This window comes from Streptomyces sp. NPDC047022 (assembly GCF_040644155.1).
Taxonomy (GTDB): domain Bacteria; phylum Actinomycetota; class Actinomycetes; order Streptomycetales; family Streptomycetaceae; genus Streptomyces.
Genome location: NZ_JBEYVV010000036.1, coordinates 1 through 18,936 on the forward strand (window position 1 = coordinate 1; position 18,936 = coordinate 18,936).

An 18,936-nucleotide genomic window follows, 5' to 3' on the forward strand; every position below is an offset into this window, starting at 1 on the left:
CGCAATCTGGCACAACTTCCAGACCGGCCAGGCGGTCAGCCGCTCACTGACCGCCTTCGATCACTGACCGTATTTGGACAGACTCGTCTAGGGTGGAGCGGTTCAAGGATTGGCATGTATGGGTCATGGGAGGGTAATGTTCCGGGTCGAGTGCGGGGCGCCACGTCACGACAACTCGTCCGTGCCTAAGGGCTCGTACGAGGCGGCTCGACGCCGATGCGTGCCTCGCTCGGGTCCCCCGCTCCATGCGGGAGCTCACCGTCGACGGGCGAGCGGCGATAGCCTTCACATACGGCGGGGCGACGCCAGTACGTACCTCGTGCGGGTCCTAGTGTCCGTGTGTTCGCTCACCTGCCAGCCCGTTCTCTCCAGGGTGGCCGCGCACGCGCGCAGTGCCGTCGGATCGTTCTCGTGGACCGCCACGGCCTCCGGCTGCGCGGTCGCGCGTACCCGGTATCCGTCGCCGTCTCCCGCCGCGGGCCGGTGCCCCGCGGCCTCCAGGGCGAGTGCGGCGGCACGCACCAGATGCTTGCGCTCCCAGCCGCACGGCCGGTCCGTGGCGCCGCCCGGATTGGTCATCCGGCGCAACTCCACCAGGCCCTCCCAGGCGCTGCGCACCTCGCGCAGCCGGGCGGGGGTGGTGTCCCCGGCGTCCTCGCCGCCGACGCGGGCGGCGAACACGCCGGAGTCCGAGGCCGCGGGTTCCGGGGCCGCGTCCCTCGCGGGTGCCTCCCGTATGCGGTGACCCGCCGGAGTCAGGAAGTACGCGTGCGGCGGGCGCGGATGCCGGAAGGCGAGGCCCTTCTTCACCAGTCCCGCGAGCTGCGCCTCCGTGCCCCGCAGCCGCCCGGTGCCGGGATCGGCGGCTTCGACGACACGCCGTTGCGCCGCACTCGGTTGTCGTGTCATGGCTGCTCCTCCCCGTTGCCCTCCGCGACTGTGCGTCCGCGGTCACCCGAAGACTACGACCGGGGTCCGACAGCGCCGCCGGTGACGACCGCGTCCGCGGAATCTCCGTTGCGCAGAGGGCACATCCAGGGCATCGTCCTCGCGTGATCGAACTGCGTTCCCTGGGACCTGATGACTGGCGGGTGTGGCGCGAGCTGCGACTGGCCGCGCTCGCCGAGGCGCCTTACGCCTTCGGCTCGACGCTGGCGGAGTGGCAGGGGGAGGGCGACCGGGAGGATCGCTGGAGGGGGCGTCTCGCCATCCCCGGTTCTCGCAATGTCGTCGCGGTGGGCGGTGAAGGTGCCAGGGCGGTCGGCATGGTCAGTGGTGTCCCGGACGAGAGTCCGGACGCCGCGGGGTTGATCTCAATGTGGGTCAGTCCAGCTGTCCGAGGTCACGGAGTGGGCGACCGCTTGATCGGCGAGATCGCGGCGTGGGCCGTTGAGCGGGGGGCCAGGATCTTGCGGCTGTCGGTGATGCCGGACAATCGCGCGGCCCTCGCCCTCTACGAGCGTCATGGCTTCGTGGACACCGGAGAGCCGGGCGACCTGCTGCCCGACGGCGTGCGCAGGGAGTTGGTCATGGCGAAGGATCTTGGTTCCGCATCGTCGTAGTCGTCGCGGCCAGGGTCTTTCGCGGCCTCAGCCCGGGTCGGAGCGGCCGGTTCTGATGCTCGATGCACGGATCAGCGGTCGTCGAGCCCCGCCTCCCCCTCCGACAGAGACCCATGCGAACAGTACGAGTCCGGTCTGACGTTCCACCCGGACACGACATGGCGTCGGTGTTCCGTGCCGAGGCGGCTGATCGTCCCGGTGGAGAGCTGGAACATGGCCCCGGCCGAGGCGGGCAGCCCGAGGCGCCGGGCGGTCAGGACGCGCAGGAAATGGCCGTGCGAGACGACGACCACGCTGCCCTCCGCGTCGCCGAGCGCCGCGTCGATCACGGCGAGCATCCGCTCCGCGCGTGCCCCGACCTCTTCCAGGCTCTCACCGGGGTGCTCGGGCGGGCCGGGCGCGACGCCGTCCGTGAACAGGAACCAGTCCGGCTGGGTCCGGTGGATCTCGACGGTGGTGACTCCCTCGTAGCCGCCGTAGTCCCACTCCGCCAGGTCCGCGTCGACACGGGCCCCGCCGATCCCGGCCAGCCGCGCGGTCTCGTGGGCCCGCTGGGCCGGGCTGACGAACGCCGCCGCGATGTGGTGCCGCGCGATCAGCGGGGCGAGCCGCCGCGCCTGCTCACGGCCCTTCTCGGTCAGCGGAACGTCGGTCCAGCTGGTGTGCCGGCCGGACAGCGTCCATTCGGTCTCACCGTGCCGGACGAGAATGAGGTCGCCCACGCCGTGCCCCTTCCGTGCCCTTCTCTCCGGTTCCGCTCTCTCCGGTTTCGCTCTTCAGCACCGTGGCACGGCTCCGGGCGGCCCGCAGGACGGACTGGGCCAGACGGCTGGGCCCCGCGCCGGGCGGGAACCGGTGGTCGCCCTGGTGCCCTCGACTCCCTGTCCCTGGGCAGGAGGCCGGGCGGGGAGTCTGCCGCTACTGGCGGTACCCGCTGAGGAAGCGGCCGATGCGGCCGATCGCCGCCTCCAGGTCGTCCGCGTAGGGGAGGGTCAGGATGCGGAAGTGGTCGGGAGTCGGCCAGTTGAAGCCCGTTCCCTGGACGACCTGGATCTTCTCGCGCAGCAGCAGGTCAAGGACGAATTTCTCGTCGTCGTGGATCGGGTGCACGTTCGGATCGATGCGCGGGAACGCGTACAGCGCGCCCTTGGGCTTCACGCACGTGATGCCGGGGATCTCGTTGAGCTTCTCCCAGGCCCGGTCGCGCTGTTCGCGCAGGCGCCCGCCCGGTGCGGTCAGCTCGCCGATGGACTGGCGGCCTCCGAGCGCTGCCTGGATCGCGTACTGCGCCGGGGCGTTGGCGCACAGCCGCATGGAGGCCAGCATCGTGAGGCCCTCCAGATAGTCGCGCGCGTGCTGCTTCGGGCCCGTCACCACCAGCCAGCCGGAGCGGAAGCCCGCCACCCGGTGGGTCTTCGACAGTCCGCAGAAGGTGAGGACGACCAGGTCAGGGGCGAGTGAGGCGACCGAGTGGTGTACCGCGTCGTCGTACAGGATCTGGTCGTAGATCTCGTCCGCGAAGACCATCAGGCCGTGCCTGCGGGCGAGGTCGAGGATTCCCGCCAGGACCTCCTTCGGGTAGACCGCGCCCGTGGGGTTGTTGGGGTTGATGATGAGCACGGCCTTCGTACGGTCCGTGATCTTCGATGCCATGTCGTCCAGGTCCGGGTACCAGTCGGCCTGTTCGTCGCAGAGGTAGTGCACGGCCTTGCCGCCGGCGAACGTCGTCACGGCCGTCCACAGGGGGTAGTCCGGGGCGGGGATGAGGATCTCGTCTCCGTCCTCGACCAGCGCCTGTACGGCCATCGAGACCAGTTCCGAGACGCCGTTGCCCAGGAAGACGTCGTCCACGCCGACCTCGAGACCCCGCTCCTGGTAGCGCTGGGCCACGGCGCGGCGCGCGGAGAGGATGCCGCGTGAGTCCGTGTAGCCGTGCGCCTGCGGGAGCATCCGGATCATGTCCTGGAGGATCTCCTCGGGCGCCTCGAAGCCGAAGAGCGCGGGGTTGCCGGTGTTCAGGCGCAGCACGCTGTGGCCCGCCTTCTCCAGCGCGTCGGCGTGCTCGATCACCGGGCCGCGGATCTCGTAGCAGACCTCGCTGAGCTTGCTCGACTGCCGGAACTCCATGAGTCGCTTCCCCTCCGCCAACTGGTGATACTTGGTTTTACCAAGTGGCGGCTTGGAAAGTCCAACACCTTGTCTAGACTGCGTCCCATGTCACCTCGCCGAAGCTACGACCAGTACTGCTCCACGGCCCGCGCTCTTGACGTCGTCGGCGACCGCTGGACCCTCCTGATCGTCCGTGAACTGCTGGCGGGACCGCGCCGCTACACCGACCTGCACGCGGACCTGCCGGGCGTGAGCACGGACGTCCTGGCTTCCCGGCTGAAGGACATGGAGCGCGACGGGATCGCCACGCGCCGCCGGCTGCCTCCGCCCGCGGCGGCCTATGTGTACGAACTCACCGAGCGCGGCCGGGACTTGCTGCCGGTGCTGCAGGCGCTCGGAGTCTGGGGCGCGTCCGCGCTGGCCGAGCGCAGGCCTACGGACGCGGTGCGCGCGCATTGGTTCGCGCTGCCGCTGCTGCGCCTGATCGAGGGGGACGAGGGACGCGAGGGGGAGCAGCTGGTCGAAGTCCGGCTGGAGGAAGGTGTGTTCCATCTGTGGGTGGGGGCCCAGGACGGTCGGGTGTACGGAGACGGGGCGGCGCCGCGGGAGCCCGACGTCAGGCTGACCCTTGATGTGGACACCTGCGAGGAGCTCAGCCACGGCGCTTTGACGCTTGGTCAGGCTGTGCTGGACGGGAGGGTCGTGGTGGCGGGGGAGGGCGCGCTCGCCGAGGCACTGTCAGGGAAGCGGCGGCCCGTTGAGCCGCTGCCCGCGCACTGAGGGCAGTCGCGGAAAGGCCCGCCGGTGGGTGCGACGGGCCTCTCATGCGGGTCTGCGGTGGGCGTCAGGCGCCCGGCGGAACCCGGTAGGGCCGTCCCGAGCCGCGTGTCAGCGCATAGCCGCCGATCCCGGCGAGGGCCGCGAGGACGCCGCCGATCGCGGTCCACACCCAGCGGTCCGACCACCAGCCGGAGGTCCAGCCGTCGTCGGGCTTCAGCGAGGACAGCGTGGCCCCGTCCGAGTCCGAACCGGACGACTCCTGCGAGGTGGTGGCGATGCCCGGCACCACGGGCTGGGACAGCGAACCGTCCACCGCCGCCGAACCGCCCATGTCCTTGGAGTCCACCTGGACCTGGGCGTTGGCCGGGAGCCCCAGATCGGCCGGGCCAAGACCCACGGCGGTCAGCCTGATGTAGTACGTGCCCGGCAGCGGGGCGTCGTCCCACGGTTCCGCCCAGGCGCGAACCGTGCGCAGCGTGCAGGACAGGTCGACGGACGCCGCGTCCTGGGCGACGGTGCGCGTCTGCGCGCCGTACTGACACGCCTGGCGGCGCCGCAGTCCGTCGTACACATCCAGCTGCCAGGTCTGCGAGCCGCTCCGGGACGTCGACGGCAGCTTCACCGTGGCCTTCACGGTGGGCCGCTGCTCGGCGTCCGCCGGGAACGACCAGTACAGGTAGTCGCCCGTGGAGGCGCTCGCCGTGGCCTGCCGGCCCTGCTTGATCTCCGTCGCCGTACGGAACGACGTACCCGCCGAGGTCGGCGCTGCGGCGCTGTCACCGGACGAGTCGCCCGAGGGGCTCGCGGAGGGGGAGGCGTCGGCGGCGGCCGGGTGGGCGGCGACTGCCGGGGTGAGGACGGCGCCGCTCAGCAGGGCCGCCGCGGTCAGGATCCGTCCGAGCCGCGCGATGCGCGCGAAGGGTGCGATACGCATGATCAGTTGCTCCTCCAGATCGCGATCCGCCAGCGCGACACCCAGCCCCACACCAGACCCGCGAGGAATCCGGTGAGGACCAGCGCCCCGAGCAGCCACCAACCACGCCCGAGGCCGAAGGAGGCCACGTCGGCCGCCTGGTCGGGGCCGTCCACGACGTCGACCGTCAGTTCCAGCGGCATGCCCGGCGTGGTCTTCACACCGGCTGCCGGGGAGAAGGAGTCGGCGACCTGGAGGCACACCGTCTCGGCGGGTGCGTCCTCGTCGTCGCTCTTCGCCTTCGGGTAGCGCAGGCCCGTCGACATCACGTCCGTACGGCCGGAGCCGGTCGCCTCGCCGCGCACGATCTCACGTCCGTGTGTGGTGAGCGCCCGCAGCGTCACTCCGTAGTCGGGGCTCACCTGGCGGTCGTCGGAGACGCTCACCGAGGCACGCAGTTCCTGACCGGGCTTCACATCCACGCGATAGAAACGGTGTTGCGCGAACTCCTCGCGGTCCGTGAAGAGGCCGGACTTGAGGGCGGGAGCCGTGGCGCACTGCGCGGTGCCGTCCACGGCGACCGGGGTCACCACCTTGTGCGCCGTACGGTCTACCAACTGGTTGACCTTGTCGGAGAGCTGCTCCTTGTGCTGCACCGAGGTGTACGTGCCGCCGGTGGCTTCGGCGATGCAGCTGAGCTGCTTGTTGAGCTTGCTGTCCGGGACCAGGCCCAGTGTGTCGATGGTGAGTCCGACGCCCTTGGCGGCTATCTCCCGGGCGACCTCGCAGGGGTCCAGCGGGGCGCAGGTGTCCTCGCCGTCGGTGATGAGGACGATACGGCGCGAGCCGTGGCCGCCGTTGAGGTCGTCCGCCGCCTTCAGCAGGGCCGGACCGATCGGGGTCCAGCCGGTGGGCTGGAGCGTGCCCACGGCCGTCTTGGCCTGGGCGCGGTTCAGCGGTCCCACCGGGTAGAGCTGTGCGGTGTCCTTGCAGCCCGTCTTGCGGTCGTTGCCCGGGTAGTTGGCCCCGAGCGTCCGGATGCCGAGCTGTACCTCCTGCGGTGTAGAGTCCACGACCTCGTTGAAGGCTTGCTTGGCCGCGTCCATGCGTGAGCCGCCGTCGATGTCCTTTGCCAGCATCGAACCGCTGACGTCGAGGACGAGATCGACCTTGGGGGCGTCCTGGGCGGTCGTCTCGTCGGCGACGGCGCCGGCCGGGACGGCGATCCCGGCCGCCAGGGCGGCGAGCAGGGCGCAGACTCCTACCGCCAGCCGTTGTCTTGTGATCATCGGCGGATCCTATTGACCGGAGGGGCGGGTTCCAAAACGAGTGGTCAAACTCCTGAAGTCCGGTCGAGGAGACATGGGGGCCGGAGGCCGGGGTGCCGGAGTCGGCGTCGACCGGTGGACCACGTTGTACGGTGATGACCACCGGGACGGCATCGCGCCACACACGGACGCGTTCGGAGTGCGGACGGCACGCTCTACGGGAGCAGCCCGTACCGGCGTGCCGTGACGACGGCTTGCAGCCGGGAGTCGCACCGGAGTTTGCGCATCGCGCTGCGGAGGTGGCTCTTGACGGTTTCCAGCCCGATGCCGAGATCGGCGGCGATGTCGGCGTTCCTTTGCCCCAGGCCGACGCAGGCGAGCACGTCCAGTTCGCGGGGCGAGAGGGGGGAGGGGGCCGGTGTCCGGGTGTCCTGACTGCCCGGGGAGACGGCGGCGAGCCGCTCGCATACCGAACTGATCTGTGCTCGCAGGTCACTGTCCGCCACGTTCTGCGCCAGAACCCGCAACTCCGCGTACGCGGCGCGGACGGTCTCCCACTCGGCCTGTGTATCGCCACGCTGCGTATCCGGTTCCTGCGCACGGTCGTTCAGCCAGGCGCAGCGACGGGCGAGCTCCTCCTCGACGGCAAGTTCCTGTTCGAGGACCCGGGCGGCGTCCGTGACGGCTTGGATGGTCCGGTCGCCGAGCGGAAGTGACTCGCGGATCGCCGCGTAGAGCACCGCGCGGGAGGTGTGGTGCACGACCACGGGTACGGCGACCATGGCGCGGAGTCCTTCGGCCGCGATCACGCTGTCGTAGTCGTGGCTGATCCGGCTGGCGTTGAGGTAGTCGTGGAGGGCGATCGGGCGTCGCAGTGCGGCCACTTTGCCGCCCAGCCCGCGGCCGAAATCGAGCGCTACTCCTCGCAGTGCGCCCATCGTGTGGCCGCTGAAGGCCGCCAGCCGGACCTGCCGGTCACCAGCCACGACACCGCCGAAGGCAAGGGGCACGCCTGTCGCGTTGCGGATGACCGAGAGTGCCTGGTGGGTGAGGGTGTCGCTGCGAGTGCCGGTGCTGCGGTGCGCGACCACGACGCCTCCCCGTCCCGACCGCGCTGGGTGGGCGCGCGGTGCCTCCCTCATCGGAGGGTATCGCGGTTCGCGGGGGAGGCGTGATCCTCGGCTCATCCGTTTCGACGGCGATTTCCGGACGGCAGGAGGGCCGAGGTGACGATGGACAGTGCGGAGCGACGTCTGGATCATTTCCTGGGTGAGGTCAGGGGGCCGGATACCCGCCCGGCCGAACTTTTGTGCGATAGCCATCCGCCGGATGCGGTGGCATTCACCGTCGTCGGGGCCGATCTGGCCGGCCGCGACCTGACGTACGGCTGGCTGAGGACCCGCTCGGAACAGGCTGCCGCCGCGTTGGCCGCCTTGGGGGTGGGCCCGGGGGATCGAGTCGCGACCCTGATGGGCAAAGGCGCCGACCTGGTCGTGACCCTGCTGGGTATCTGGCGCCTGGGCGCGGTTCACCTTCCGCTGTTCACGGCGTTCGGTCCGTCGGCGATCGCCGCCCGGCTGTCGGCCGGCGCCGCGAAGGTCGTGGTGTGCGACACCGGGCAGCGCGCCAAGCTGGAGTCGATCGTAGAAGGCATGGGCGCGCCGATGTGGCATGTCGTGACCGCCGATGCGTCACCTGGCGCGGAGGCGGAGCCCCACGGGCTCGACGCGCTCCTGGACGCGCAGCCGGCCGGCTTTCCGGGGGCCGTGCGTGAGGCGGGGGATCCGCTGGTCCTTCTGTTCACATCGGGGACGACGGGCGCGCCCAAGGCGGTTCCGGTCCCGGTGAGGGCGCTTGCCGCGATCGGCATGTACATGGAATACGGGCTGGACGTGCAGCCCGAAGACGTGTTCTGGAACGCCGCGGACCCCGGCTGGGCCTACGGTCTTTACTACGGCATCCTGGGCCCGCTCCTGACCGGGCGGCGCAACCTCCTCCTGCGGGCGGGCTTCGATCCCGAAATGACGTGGAAGGTCCTGGCGGACTACGGGGTGACGAACCTGGCGGCGGCGCCCACCGTGTACCGCGCCTTGCGTGCCAAGGAGGAACGCGCACCGCGGGGTCTGTCCTTGCGGGCATGTTCGAGCGCCGGCGAGCCGCTGGACCCCGGGATCATCGCCTGGGCGGAGCGACGGCTCGGCGTCCCCGTCCGTGATCACTACGGTCAGACGGAACTGGGAATGGTCATCGTCAACGGGTGGCATCCCGGTGTGCGCCGCCCTCTGCGTGCCGGGTCCATGGGAGAGGCCATGCCCGGGTTCCGGGCCGCCGTACTGGCCGCCTCCGGCGTCGACGAGGCGGCGCCCGGAACCCTGGGGCCGGTGGCCATCGACACGGCCGCAAGTCCGCTCATGTGGTTCACCGGATACACCGACGCCCCCGAACGCACCGCGTCCCGCTTCAGCGCCGACGGCAGGTGGTACCTCACCGGCGACCTCGGCAGGTGTGACGAGCAGGGTTACGTCTACTTCTCCACGAGGGACGACGACGTGATCTTGATGGCGGGTTACCGCATCGGCCCCTTCGAGGTCGAGTCCGCTCTGACCTCCCATCCCGAGGTGGTGGAAGCCGCAGTCATCGGTGCACCGGACCAACTGCGCGGCGAAGTCGTAGAGGCGTACGTCGTCTTCCGCGAAGAGACCGCCGTCACACCGGAACTGCTGCACGAGCTGCAGCAACACGTCAAGAAGCACTACGCCGCCCACGCCTACCCCCGCACCATCCATCCGGTCACCGGACTTCCCAAGACCCCGAGCGGAAAGGTGCAGCGGTTCGCCCTGCGCGAGCAACGCCGGAAGCAACTGGCCGGACCCCGCGAGGACGGCGGATGAGGCGACGGACGAGCTGTCATCGCCGCGAGACGGCGCACTTCGCTTCTGCTCCCATGACCCTTTGAGGAGGTCTTCCACCGATGAACGTCCACACACTCCGGCGGACGATATGGACCACGGCCGCGGCAAGCGCGATGGCCGTGTCCCTTTCGGGCGCACCAGCTGATGCGGCGGCCCGCACCACCTGGTACGTCAGCGCTACGGCGGAGGCCGGGGGCTCCGGTTCCTACCGGGCGCCGTTCCATACCCTGGCCGACGTCGAACGGGCCTCGCGCCCAGGCGACACCATCATCGTCCTGCCCTCTCCCGCGAGCAGTCCGCCGCTGGACGGCGGTATCGCGCTCAAGCCCGGCCAGAAGCTCATCGGCTACGGCCCCAAGGTCACCGCCCAGGCCCTGGCCGCCGCGCCCAGGATCACCAACTCCAGCGGATCCGGTCATTCGGGCGACGCGGTCGAGCTCGCCGACGGCGCGGAGGTCTCCAATCTAGTCATCACCGGCGCCCACCGCGGCGGCGTCTACGGGTCCGACGTGACCGGCGTCCAGGTCCACGGCAACGACATCTCCGGTACGAACACCTCCTGCACCGCCGGCTTCTTCATCAAACCGTTCACCTACCCCACCACCACGGCGGGCGTGGGAAAGTCCAAGCCCGAAGGACACACCAACGGGTGGGCTGGCGTCATGGTCGACGAAGAGCATGCGCGTGGCTCGGTGTCGATCAGCGACAACGTCGTGCACGACGGAGCGTGCGGAGACGGCATCGATCTACGCATATCCGGCACCGCTCACACACACGCGACCGTCACGAACAATCTCGTCACCCGGATGCGCAACGGCGGGGACGAGGACTCCCTGCTGGCCATCGGCATGGCGACCACCGACACCGCTCGACTCGCAGCCGACCTCACCGGCAACACCGAGAGATCCAACGGGGCTTCGGAATCGGATTCAGAAGGGATCTTCGCCTACCCCGGCGGTGCCTCCACCCTCATGGCGGACATCCATCGCAACACCTTCGAACACGGTGTCGGCGGGACCAGCCCCAGCGGGCGCAGCGCGAACGGCATCGAGTTCGTCACCCTCGACGGAAATCCCCACGCGAGCGTGACCGTCGCCGACAGTACTTTCTACGACGACCCCGGCGACATGGTGCAGGAGCTCAACTGGGGGGTGAACTCGGCCATGCGTCTCACCCTCGACCATGTGACCGTCTCCCACACCACCGGAGCCGGTGACATAGGGACCCTGCCGTTCAACAACGGTGACTGCCTCCTGGAGAGCAACGGCGGGTCCGGAACCACCACTTCCCTCCTCATCGCCCACAGCCGGCTGACCGGCTGTGCGAACAACGGCCTTACCGTCCACAGCAACGTCGTCAACGGCAATGCGCCGGCCAGTGACCTCGCCTTCACGGTCGACGACAGCGTGATCCGCGGCAACCGCGCGCACAATCTGCGGGTGAACAACCTCACCCGGCTCACCCGGCTCACCGGCGTGGTCCAGAACAGCGACCTGAGCCACAGCCAAGGCGACAACACCGCGTTCGACCAGAACCACGCCGCGACGACCAGCAGCACCATCGATCTGGGCGGCGGAACACTGGGCAGCCGCGGCCACAACTGCCTGGACTCCGCAGGCCGCTACGCCGCCGAGACGACCTCCTACGACATCATGGCGGAACACGACTGGTGGGGCCGACCCAGCGGACCCATACCCGGTCAGACGGCCATGATCGACGGCACCATCACCACCGGTTTCCCGCTTGACCGCCCCACCCACCCCTGCACGGGGTGACATCGCAGGGGGCGAGGACGGCCGAGCCCGCTGACCGGAGTGGTCGTCGCATCAGGACAGCGGGTTCGGCAGCAGGGTCCACTGGTCCCCGGGCCGTTCCGGGGACAGCCGCATCAGCGTCAACGCCTTGGTGGGAAGCGGCGCTTCACGAAGGGCCGTCACATCGGAGGTGTGCGGCAGCTCCCGTACGGCGGTCCGCAACGCCTCGCGCAGGACGGGTGCGGAACCCGCCGTCGAGGCCAGCGCACCGGCCACGAGCGAGCCGAACAGCTTGCGGCGCAGCGCCGTCTCGTCATCCGTGACCATCCGTGCGGCCAGGCCGTCCGGAGCCGTGACACCGTGCCGGTTGAGCCGTGCCGGGCTCACCCGGATGTCGGCGAGGTCGCGGTAGACCAGCCGTCGTGGAGAGCCGTCGGGCGCGAGCATGACCAGCAGGTTCTGGCCGTGCGCCTCCAGCGCCACGCCCATGTCCAGCAGCCGCAGGCCGACGGCGAGGGCCAGCCGAGTGAAGCCGGCCAGCCAGGCGGGCGAGGAGGGCAGACCGGTGAGGGGAAGGGCGGCCACGGGTACGACGCGCTCTCCGGCCGCCGTGTCCGCGTACGACTCCGGTGGCTCCCGCAGGACCGCCGCGAGGTCGGGAGAGTGGGCGCTGATGGCCCCCAGGGTGCGGGTGACGTGCAGGAGGCCGTCGGTGCGCGCCGCGACCGATTCCACGAAACCGGAGACCGTGAGCGCGGTCTCGACCGACGCGATGGAGATGTCACGCACGGAGGACGTCAGCCGTGCGCTGAGCGTCGTCTTCACATGCGGGCCGTCGTACGGGCCGTCGAGCGCCCCGTCATACGGCAGGGCGAGGGTCCGCAGCGACATGAGCGGGCGCGCGTCCGGGCCGTCCTGCGCCGTCGCGCCGAGCACATGCGCCGTCTGCCAGGGGTGCACCGGGATCAGCGGGCACTCCCCGTCCCACAGCCATTTCGGCCAATCACCCCGTACGAGGCAGTCGTCCACGGGCAGCAGGCCCAGCCTGACCACGGGCCGGTGCTCGGGGCCGTACGCCAGTTGCTCGGCGACGGAGAAACCAGGCCGGGAACGGCAGTTGGGGTGATACGGGTGCCCGTCTACCACCCGCTGCTCCCACTCCCGGCTCGACACCGGTTCGGACGCGCCCAGTTCCTGCTGACCGGCCCGGGACAGCGCCAACGAGGCCGTGCTGTGGTCGAGTTCGGCGGCGAACCCCGCGCCGTGGGGCACTCCGAGCGCCGTCATCAGCTCCGCCGGACGGTCGTACACCCGTTTCTCCAGCCGCACCTCGGTGACGTACGCGGCGGTGGCGTACGGGTCGGCGGGCGGGCCGTGCAGCCGTCGCCCGTCCGACAGCCGGAGCGTGAGTCCGTCGGCCGTCGGCTCCCGCTGGGCGATCCACAGCAGGGGCTCATGGGCCAGCGCACGCCACAGCCTGGTCAGCACGGCGGCGCGAGCGCCGGGGAGCGCGGAGGCGTACGAGGCGGCGAGGCTCGGCCGTACGGCATCGAGTTCACGGGCGAGCCGTGTCTCGGCGGAGCAGGATGGGTACACGGTCGGGCTCCTCACGGAGTGGATCGTCCTGGAAGATCACCACTCATACTGATCGTCAGTGCACCGTACGGAACGAATGGATCGCGTGTACCCCATGCACCCCAGGGACGAGGTCCCCGAGCGCGCCGACGCCTACGCGGCGGCGCCACTGCTCAACTGCCTGCTGCGGGAGGCGGCGGAGCCCACCGGCGAGCCGGGTGTCCACCGCCTGCGCGCGGGCGGGGGGCTGCTGCGCGTACGAGGTGGACGCCGGCCCCGCGACCCCGAACTGCGCATTGACGGGCTCTGGCACCCGCTCACCCACGCCGAGCTGGTCAAACTCACCGCCGACGAGCTGCGCCAGGCGACCGGGGTGTCCAATCCGGAGCTGCCCGTCGAGATGCTCGACAGCCGGGACGCGGTGGCCGCGATCCTCACCGCCCGGACCGGTGCGGCGGCCCCGGACGACCCCTATCTGCGCTCCGAGCAGTCCCTGATCACCGGCCACCCCTGCCATCCCGCCCCCAAGGCGCGCGGCGGCGGCCCGGTGGCGAGCTGGCTGCCGTACGCGCCGGAGGCGCACGCCCGTTTCGCTCTCACCCTTCTGGGCGTACGCGAGGACGCGGTCGCCGAGGAGGGTGACCTGACGGCGCTCGACGCCCTCGGCACCGCCCCGCGCGGCTATCGGCTGCTGCCCGCGCACCCCTGGCAGCTCGGCCTGGTCGCGGGCCGCCCCGAGATCCGGGAGGCGTTCGACGACGGGCGCCTGCTCCGGCTCGGCGAGAGCGCGCGAGCCGTGCTTCCCACGGCGGCGATCCGGACGGTCTACGCCCCACAGGACGACCTGTTCCTGAAGTTCAGCCTGGAAGTGCGGATCACCAACGACATCCGTCGGCTGTGGCGCCACGACCTGCTCGACCTGCGCCGCAAGGACGGGGCGGCGGCGAACGCGTTCGGGGCGTCGCAGAGCCCGGCGGCCTGGCTGAGCGACCAGGGCTACCGTACGGCCGGTTTCGCCTTCGAGGAACTGGCCGTCCTGGTCCGTGACGGTCTGCGCCCGCATGTCCTGCCCGGCGCCACCCCGCTCCTCGCCGCCGCCCTCGTGGAGGACTTCGAAGGCAGCCCGCTCGGCCCGCCCACGGACCCCTCGGCCTGGTGGACGGCGTATCTGCGCCAGGTCGTCCCGCCGGTCCTGGAGGCGTTCGAACGGCACGGCGTCGTCCTGGAGGCGCACCTTCAGAACACGCTCGTCGCGGTGGACGCGACAGGTCTGCCCGTACAGGCGCTCTTCCGGGACGCGGAAGGGGTGAAGCTCCTGACGGACGTGTCCCGCGAGGCCGGGTGGGAGCGGCTCGTCTACTGTCTGGTCGTCAACAACCTCACGGAAGTGGCCGCACTGCTCGCGGAGCACCACCCCGGCTGGAACCCCTGGCCCGCGGCCCGCGCGGAACTGGCCCGCCACCCCGTTCCCGAGATCCCGGCCCTGCTCGCGTCACCCACCCTCCCCGGCAAGACGAACCTCCTGCTGCGCTGGACGGGCGCCGATGGCGCGGACGCACGCTATCTGCCGCTGCCCAACCCGCTCGCCTGCCGCTGAGCGCCGGGGCTCGCCCGGTCGGCCACGGGGTCTCATACGACTCGGCCAGGCAGGTGCGTGCGGAGCCGGCCGCCGAGCCCGCGCGGCCTCAGGGGCAGGCCCTGAAGAACTCGATGAGCGCCGTGGTCACTTCGTCCGGGCGTTCCTGCTGGGTCCAGTGTCCGCAGCCCTCCAGCTCGATGGGCTCGCGCACCAAGCTGGGCATCAGGCGGGGGAGGTTCTGGATGAGTTCGGGTGTGCCGGGGAAGGCGGGCACGAGGTCACGGTCGCCGTACATGTACAGGGCGGGCGTGGTGACCATGGCGTCCTGCCAGGGGGCGGTGAGCTCCCAGTTGCGGTCGAGGTTGCGGTACCAGTTGAGGGCCCCCGTGAAGCCCCGGGAGAAGCTCTCCGTGAGCGCGTCGAGGTCGTCCTCGGTGAACCACTCCGGCAGTACCTCGGGGTCCGCCATGGAATCGAGCCAGCCCTTGTCGGGGTTCACCAGCGGCTGCTTGACCTCGCCGGAGCGGGAAGCGGCGGCGGACGCCGAGTAGAAGAGCTTCCGCAGGGCGGTGCGTACGTCCCTGCCGAACTCGGCGTCGGCGACACCGGGCCTGTTGAAGTAGTTCCAGTAGAAACGGCCGCCGAACCTCTTCTCCATCGCGACGAGCGGAGGCTCCTTCCCCCGGAACGGCGGCGGCACGCTCAGACCGGCCACCCCGCGCACCAGGTCCGGGCGCAGCAGCGCGGTGTGCCAGGCGACAGGTGCGCCCCAGTCGTGGCCGACGACATACGCCCTCTCCTCACCGAGAGCCCGGATCAGTCCGACGACATCCCCGACCAGGTGGAGGATGGTGTACGCCTCCACGTCCTCGGGATGGTCACTGCTCCCGTAACCGCGCTGGTCGGGGGCGACCACACGGAAGCCCGCCTCGGCCAGCGGGCCGAACTGGTGGTGCCAGGAGTGCCACGACTCGGGGAATCCGTGCAGGAGCACCACGAGGGGTCCGCTGCCCTGCTCGGCGATGTGGAGCCGAATGCCGTTCACGTCCATCATCCGATGCTCAACCATGAGCACGAGCGTACGCGACGCGATCTTCGGCCCCGCGGAAGGCGAAGCTGCCCTGCCTCCCGCGGGGCACGGTGAAGGCCGCTGGGTGTCTGACGTTCCGGTTGTGAGAAAGCCGTTGCGCCGGTTCGGGGGCACGGATGAGATCTACCAGCGACATGACCTTCAACTCCGCGAGTGGGAAGCCGTGTTCACTGAACGCCTCACCGTCCGTCGCGCAACCGGCCCGGCCGCGGACCGGTTACGCCACACCCCGCCCGCCACTCGCTGGCAACGGGTGACAGGTTCTGCCGCGTGGACTCCCTCTTCGGGAGGAAGTGACATCGGCTGGGCGTCGGCATGGCGTGAAGCCCGCCACCGCAAGGCAGGCAGGAATCGCCCTCGTTGACGAGGGAGAGCACTTCAATGCCCGTACCGCGTGATTGCTTCCGGTGTGACCGGGGTGAAGAAGTTGACCAAGTTGCCGTCCGGGTCCCGGAACAGCAGCGAACGGTTTCCCCACGGCATGGTCGTCGGCTTGTTCACCACGTCTATGTCGAATTCCTTGAGCCTGTGGTATTCGGCGTCGACGTCGGCGACGCGGAATTCGATGATCACGCTCTGGTTGGTTGCCGGTGGGGGCGCCTGCTCACCGAGCGTCTGGACCGTACGGGTGCCGGCCAGCGCGAGGGTCGCGCTCGGTGTGATGATCTCGGCGAAATCGTCGGTGGACCATTTCGCTGTCACTCGGGTGGCGGTCTCATAGAACTCGACGATTCGGGCGACGTCCCCGGTGATGATGCGAATCGAAGCAAAGTACATGGAAATCTCCAGTGAGAGGTGATGTTCTCTGAGGCGGACAGTACGGTCGATACCGGACAGGAACCGCCCGGTATTCGAAAAATCTTGGGCCGAACGGACCTTCAGCGCGGCTGTCCCTCGGACGGTCAGGACTACGACGGCTGTGCCGACGACGGTGGTGCTGACGTCGGTGGTTCGGCGTCGGCGTATGCGGAGAGCCGACGGGCCAGGTCGCGCACCTGGTCACGCAGGGCATCGGGATGTTCGACGGCGAAGGGACGGTCCAGCCCCGCCAGCAGGGCAGGGAGCCAGTCCAGCCGTTCGGCCCGCAGCTTGACCCGCACCCAACCGGATTCGTCACCCGTCCCGGAGCTTCCATGTGGCGCAGGCCCGGCCGGAATCCCGGTCACGGTGGCGATCCCGGCCGGGAGGCGAGAGCGGATGTCATCGGCTGTGCCGTGGACCCGCAGTGAGACCTCGTGGAGATGGGGAGCCTCCGCGATCCCGGAGAGCACCCGGGCGGCCGGATCGAACCCCGAAGGCACGTCGAAAGCCCCCGCAAGGGCCGTCGCATTCTCGATCCGGTCCAACCGGAAGGTGCGTACCTCGCCGCTCGCGGAATCCGCTCCCGTCACGTACCAGCGCCCGGAGTGGGCGACGATCCCGTACGGGTGGACGGTGCGTCGGCTGTGCCGCCCCTTCCAGGCTGTGTAGTTGAGGGCGACCGGTCGGCGGTGGCGGGCGGCCTCGGCGAGCAGCAGCAGGGTCTCCGTCTCCGGCGTGACCGCCGGACGGGACGGAGCGGTGAAGTCGAGGGTCGCCAGGAGTGCGTCCAGCCGGCGGCCGAGCCGTTCGGGCAGCACCCTGCGAATCTTGGCTGTGGCACTCTCCGTTGCCGCTTCCGGGGCTGCCGCCAGCCCGGCCCGTCGGCCCGTCACCATGCCGAGCAGTACGGCCAGAGCTTCCTCGTCGGTGAGCATCAGCGGCGGCATCCGGTAGCCGGGGGCAAGGTGGTAGCCGCCGTACCGGCCACGCACCGAGCGGACCGGGATGTCCAGGTCGATCAGGTGGTCGACGTAGCGCCGGACGGTGCGCTCGTCCACACCGAGCCGGTCCGCCAGGTCGGCAACGGTGCGGGTACCGCCGGTCTGAAGGATCTCCAGGAGAGCAAGTACCCGGGAGGTCGGTCGGGTCATGCGCGCGATTATTCATCGAATACCGGACAGATTCCGCCCGGTATTCGCTGCGGTATGTGTCCTGGCGCCTCCCGGAGGCAGGAAGCGTCCCACCAGAGCGCCGCATGACCTGTCGCGCCGTGCTCGGCTCGGGCACTCAACCCTGACCGTCACGCTTGCTTACTATGCTCACTGCATGCCGCAGGCCGGAGGAGACGAGCGTGCTGAGAGAGGTCGCTGCCACCCGCTACATCGCGCCCCTGAGGTCCGGCGGTTCCGTGCCCGGCATCGTCGAGGCCGATGATCTGGGGACGTACGTCATCAAGTTCACCGGCTCGGCGCAGGGCGTGAAGGCGCTGGTGGCCGAGGTGATCGTCGGGGAGCTGGCGCGCGGGCTGGGGTTGCGGGTGCCCGAGCTGGTTCTCGCACAGTTCGATCCGGCCCTCGCCGCGCACGAACCGCACCAGGAGGTGCGCGATCTGCTGGACGCGAGCCCGGGGCTCAACCTCGGCATGGACTTCCTGCCGGGCGCACGCGACTTCACCCCCGAAGTCGCCGCCGCCTGCACGGTCGATCCGGTGGAGGCCGGAAGGATCATCTGGCTCGACGCGCTCACCGTGAACGTCGACCGCACCGTGCACAGCTCCAACCTCATGGTCTGGCCCACCTTCGGCACCGCGCCCCCCAAGCTGTGGCTCATCGACCATGGCGCCGCCCTCGTCTTCCACCACCGCTGGGACGCCTCGGCGCCCGAGAAGGCGTACGACTTCCGCCATCACGCCCTCGGCCACTTCGCCCCCGACACGCGGGCCGCCGAGGCCGAACTCGCGCCCAAGGTGACCCGGGACCTGCTGCGGGCCGTCGCCGAGGAGGTACCGGACGCCTGGCTGGCGGGGGAGCCGGGCTTCGCCTCGCCGGAAGAGGTACGCCATGCCTACGTGGACTACCTCGCGGCCAGGGTCAAGGCGTCCGAGGCCTGGCTGCCCACCGACTTCCCCACTCGTGAGGAGGTCGCCGCCGAGGAGGCCCGGCGCGCGGCGCGCACCCGGCGCGGGCGTCCGGACTGGCTCAAGCGGGTCCCGGACCTGCACGGCAAACCGGCCGCGCAACAGGACTGGTCGGTGCACCTGGGATGACAGGGAGGACGGGGATGGCTGAGACGACCGGGGTGCCGGGCATGCGGCGCGTTCACCGCGTCCAGATCGAGTACTGCACACAGTGCCGCTGGCTGCCCCGCGCCGCCTGGCTGGCACAGGAACTGCTCACGACGTTCGAGACCGAGCTGGCGGAACTCTCGCTCAAGCCGGGCACGGGCGGTGTCTTCATCGTGCGGGTGGACGGGGAGACGGTCTGGGACCGCCGTGAGCAGGGCTTCCCGGAACCCACGGCGGTCAAGCGGCTGGTACGCGACCGAGTGGCCCCCGGGAAGTCGCTGGGCCACTCGGAGCGCGCTCAGGACTGAG

At 70.3% G+C, this 18,936-nt stretch carries 17 protein-coding genes; 7 read left to right on the top strand and 10 right to left on the bottom strand.

Translation table 11 applies throughout. The annotated features are described in order from the left end of the window. Positions 1 to 285: 285 nt before the first annotated feature. Positions 286 to 909 carry a hypothetical protein gene (locus ABZ845_RS27190; protein WP_360984400.1) on the bottom strand — a complete coding sequence of 208 codons (624 nt, stop codon included), beginning with the start codon at positions 907 to 909 and terminating at the stop codon, positions 286 to 288. Between the two features lie 143 nt (positions 910 to 1,052). Here ABZ845_RS27190 and ABZ845_RS27195 point away from each other — a divergent pair, with 143 nt between their 5' ends. Then, a complete protein-coding gene (locus ABZ845_RS27195; protein WP_360984403.1) occupies positions 1,053 to 1,562 on the top strand; it encodes a GNAT family N-acetyltransferase in 510 nt (169 codons plus the stop codon). A gap of 71 nt (positions 1,563 to 1,633) precedes the next feature. Here ABZ845_RS27195 and ABZ845_RS27200 read toward each other — a convergent pair whose 3' ends face one another. Together ABZ845_RS27200 and ABZ845_RS27205 are read right to left on the bottom strand one after the other, a co-directional pair. Beyond that, positions 1,634 to 2,284 (bottom strand): histidine phosphatase family protein, encoded by a 651-nt coding sequence (locus tag ABZ845_RS27200; RefSeq protein ID WP_360984406.1) that lies wholly within the window; start codon positions 2,282 to 2,284, stop codon positions 1,634 to 1,636. Between the two features lie 196 nt (positions 2,285 to 2,480). Next, positions 2,481 to 3,689 carry a pyridoxal phosphate-dependent aminotransferase gene (locus tag ABZ845_RS27205; RefSeq protein ID WP_360984409.1) on the bottom strand — a complete coding sequence of 403 codons (1,209 nt, stop codon included), beginning with the start codon at positions 3,687 to 3,689 and terminating at the stop codon, positions 2,481 to 2,483. 87 nt (positions 3,690 to 3,776) lie between these two features. Here ABZ845_RS27205 and ABZ845_RS27210 point away from each other — a divergent pair, with 87 nt between their 5' ends. Continuing rightward, positions 3,777 to 4,451: a winged helix-turn-helix transcriptional regulator gene (locus ABZ845_RS27210; protein ID WP_360984412.1), complete on the top strand. Its 675-nt coding sequence runs from the start codon at positions 3,777 to 3,779 to the stop codon at positions 4,449 to 4,451. Positions 4,452 to 4,515: 64 nt separating this feature from the next. Here ABZ845_RS27210 and ABZ845_RS27215 read toward each other — a convergent pair whose 3' ends face one another. From ABZ845_RS27215 to ABZ845_RS27225, 3 genes are all read right to left on the bottom strand, one after another. Continuing rightward, positions 4,516 to 5,385, bottom strand: a complete 870-nt coding sequence (locus ABZ845_RS27215) for a hypothetical protein (protein WP_360984415.1) — start codon at positions 5,383 to 5,385, stop codon at positions 4,516 to 4,518. Positions 5,386 to 5,387: 2 nt separating this feature from the next. Beyond that, a complete protein-coding gene (locus ABZ845_RS27220; RefSeq protein ID WP_360984418.1) occupies positions 5,388 to 6,653 on the bottom strand; it encodes a VWA domain-containing protein in 1,266 nt (421 codons plus the stop codon). Between the two features lie 194 nt (positions 6,654 to 6,847). Next, entirely contained in the window at positions 6,848 to 7,723 is an 876-nt protein-coding gene (locus ABZ845_RS27225) for a LuxR C-terminal-related transcriptional regulator (RefSeq protein WP_360984420.1), read from the bottom strand. A 243-nt stretch (positions 7,724 to 7,966) separates the two neighbouring features. Here ABZ845_RS27225 and ABZ845_RS27230 point away from each other — a divergent pair, with 243 nt between their 5' ends. Together ABZ845_RS27230 and ABZ845_RS27235 are read left to right on the top strand one after the other, a co-directional pair. Beyond that, entirely contained in the window at positions 7,967 to 9,523 is a 1,557-nt protein-coding gene (locus ABZ845_RS27230) for an AMP-binding protein (RefSeq protein WP_360984423.1), read from the top strand. Between the two features lie 80 nt (positions 9,524 to 9,603). Continuing rightward, complete coding sequence (locus ABZ845_RS27235) at positions 9,604 to 11,319, top strand: hypothetical protein (protein WP_360984426.1); 1,716 nt, start codon at positions 9,604 to 9,606, stop codon at positions 11,317 to 11,319. A 51-nt stretch (positions 11,320 to 11,370) separates the two neighbouring features. Here the strand turns inward: ABZ845_RS27235 and ABZ845_RS27240 are convergent, their stop codons facing one another. After that, on the bottom strand, positions 11,371 to 12,894 hold the full coding sequence (locus ABZ845_RS27240; protein WP_360984429.1) for an IucA/IucC family protein: 1,524 nt from the start codon (positions 12,892 to 12,894) through the stop codon (positions 11,371 to 11,373). A gap of 76 nt (positions 12,895 to 12,970) precedes the next feature. Between ABZ845_RS27240 and ABZ845_RS27245 the strand changes: the two genes are divergently transcribed. Continuing rightward, positions 12,971 to 14,470: an IucA/IucC family protein gene (locus ABZ845_RS27245; protein ID WP_360984432.1), complete on the top strand. Its 1,500-nt coding sequence runs from the start codon at positions 12,971 to 12,973 to the stop codon at positions 14,468 to 14,470. An 88-nt stretch (positions 14,471 to 14,558) separates the two neighbouring features. On the opposite strand, the gene ABZ845_RS27250 is transcribed toward ABZ845_RS27245, so the two are convergent. The 3 genes from ABZ845_RS27250 to ABZ845_RS27260 form a co-directional block, all read right to left on the bottom strand. After that, a complete protein-coding gene (locus tag ABZ845_RS27250; protein ID WP_360984435.1) occupies positions 14,559 to 15,521 on the bottom strand; it encodes an alpha/beta hydrolase in 963 nt (320 codons plus the stop codon). 399 nt (positions 15,522 to 15,920) lie between these two features. Then, positions 15,921 to 16,319: a VOC family protein gene (locus ABZ845_RS27255; RefSeq protein ID WP_360984438.1), complete on the bottom strand. Its 399-nt coding sequence runs from the start codon at positions 16,317 to 16,319 to the stop codon at positions 15,921 to 15,923. Positions 16,320 to 16,450: 131 nt separating this feature from the next. Continuing rightward, complete coding sequence (locus ABZ845_RS27260; RefSeq protein ID WP_360984441.1) at positions 16,451 to 17,494, bottom strand: YafY family protein; 1,044 nt, start codon at positions 17,492 to 17,494, stop codon at positions 16,451 to 16,453. A 200-nt stretch (positions 17,495 to 17,694) separates the two neighbouring features. Between ABZ845_RS27260 and ABZ845_RS27265 the strand changes: the two genes are divergently transcribed. After that, a complete protein-coding gene (locus ABZ845_RS27265; protein WP_360984444.1) occupies positions 17,695 to 18,609 on the top strand; it encodes a HipA family kinase in 915 nt (304 codons plus the stop codon). Positions 18,610 to 18,623: 14 nt separating this feature from the next. Beyond that, complete coding sequence (locus ABZ845_RS27270) at positions 18,624 to 18,935, top strand: SelT/SelW/SelH family protein (protein ID WP_360984447.1); 312 nt, start codon at positions 18,624 to 18,626, stop codon at positions 18,933 to 18,935. Position 18,936 lies beyond the last annotated feature (1 nt).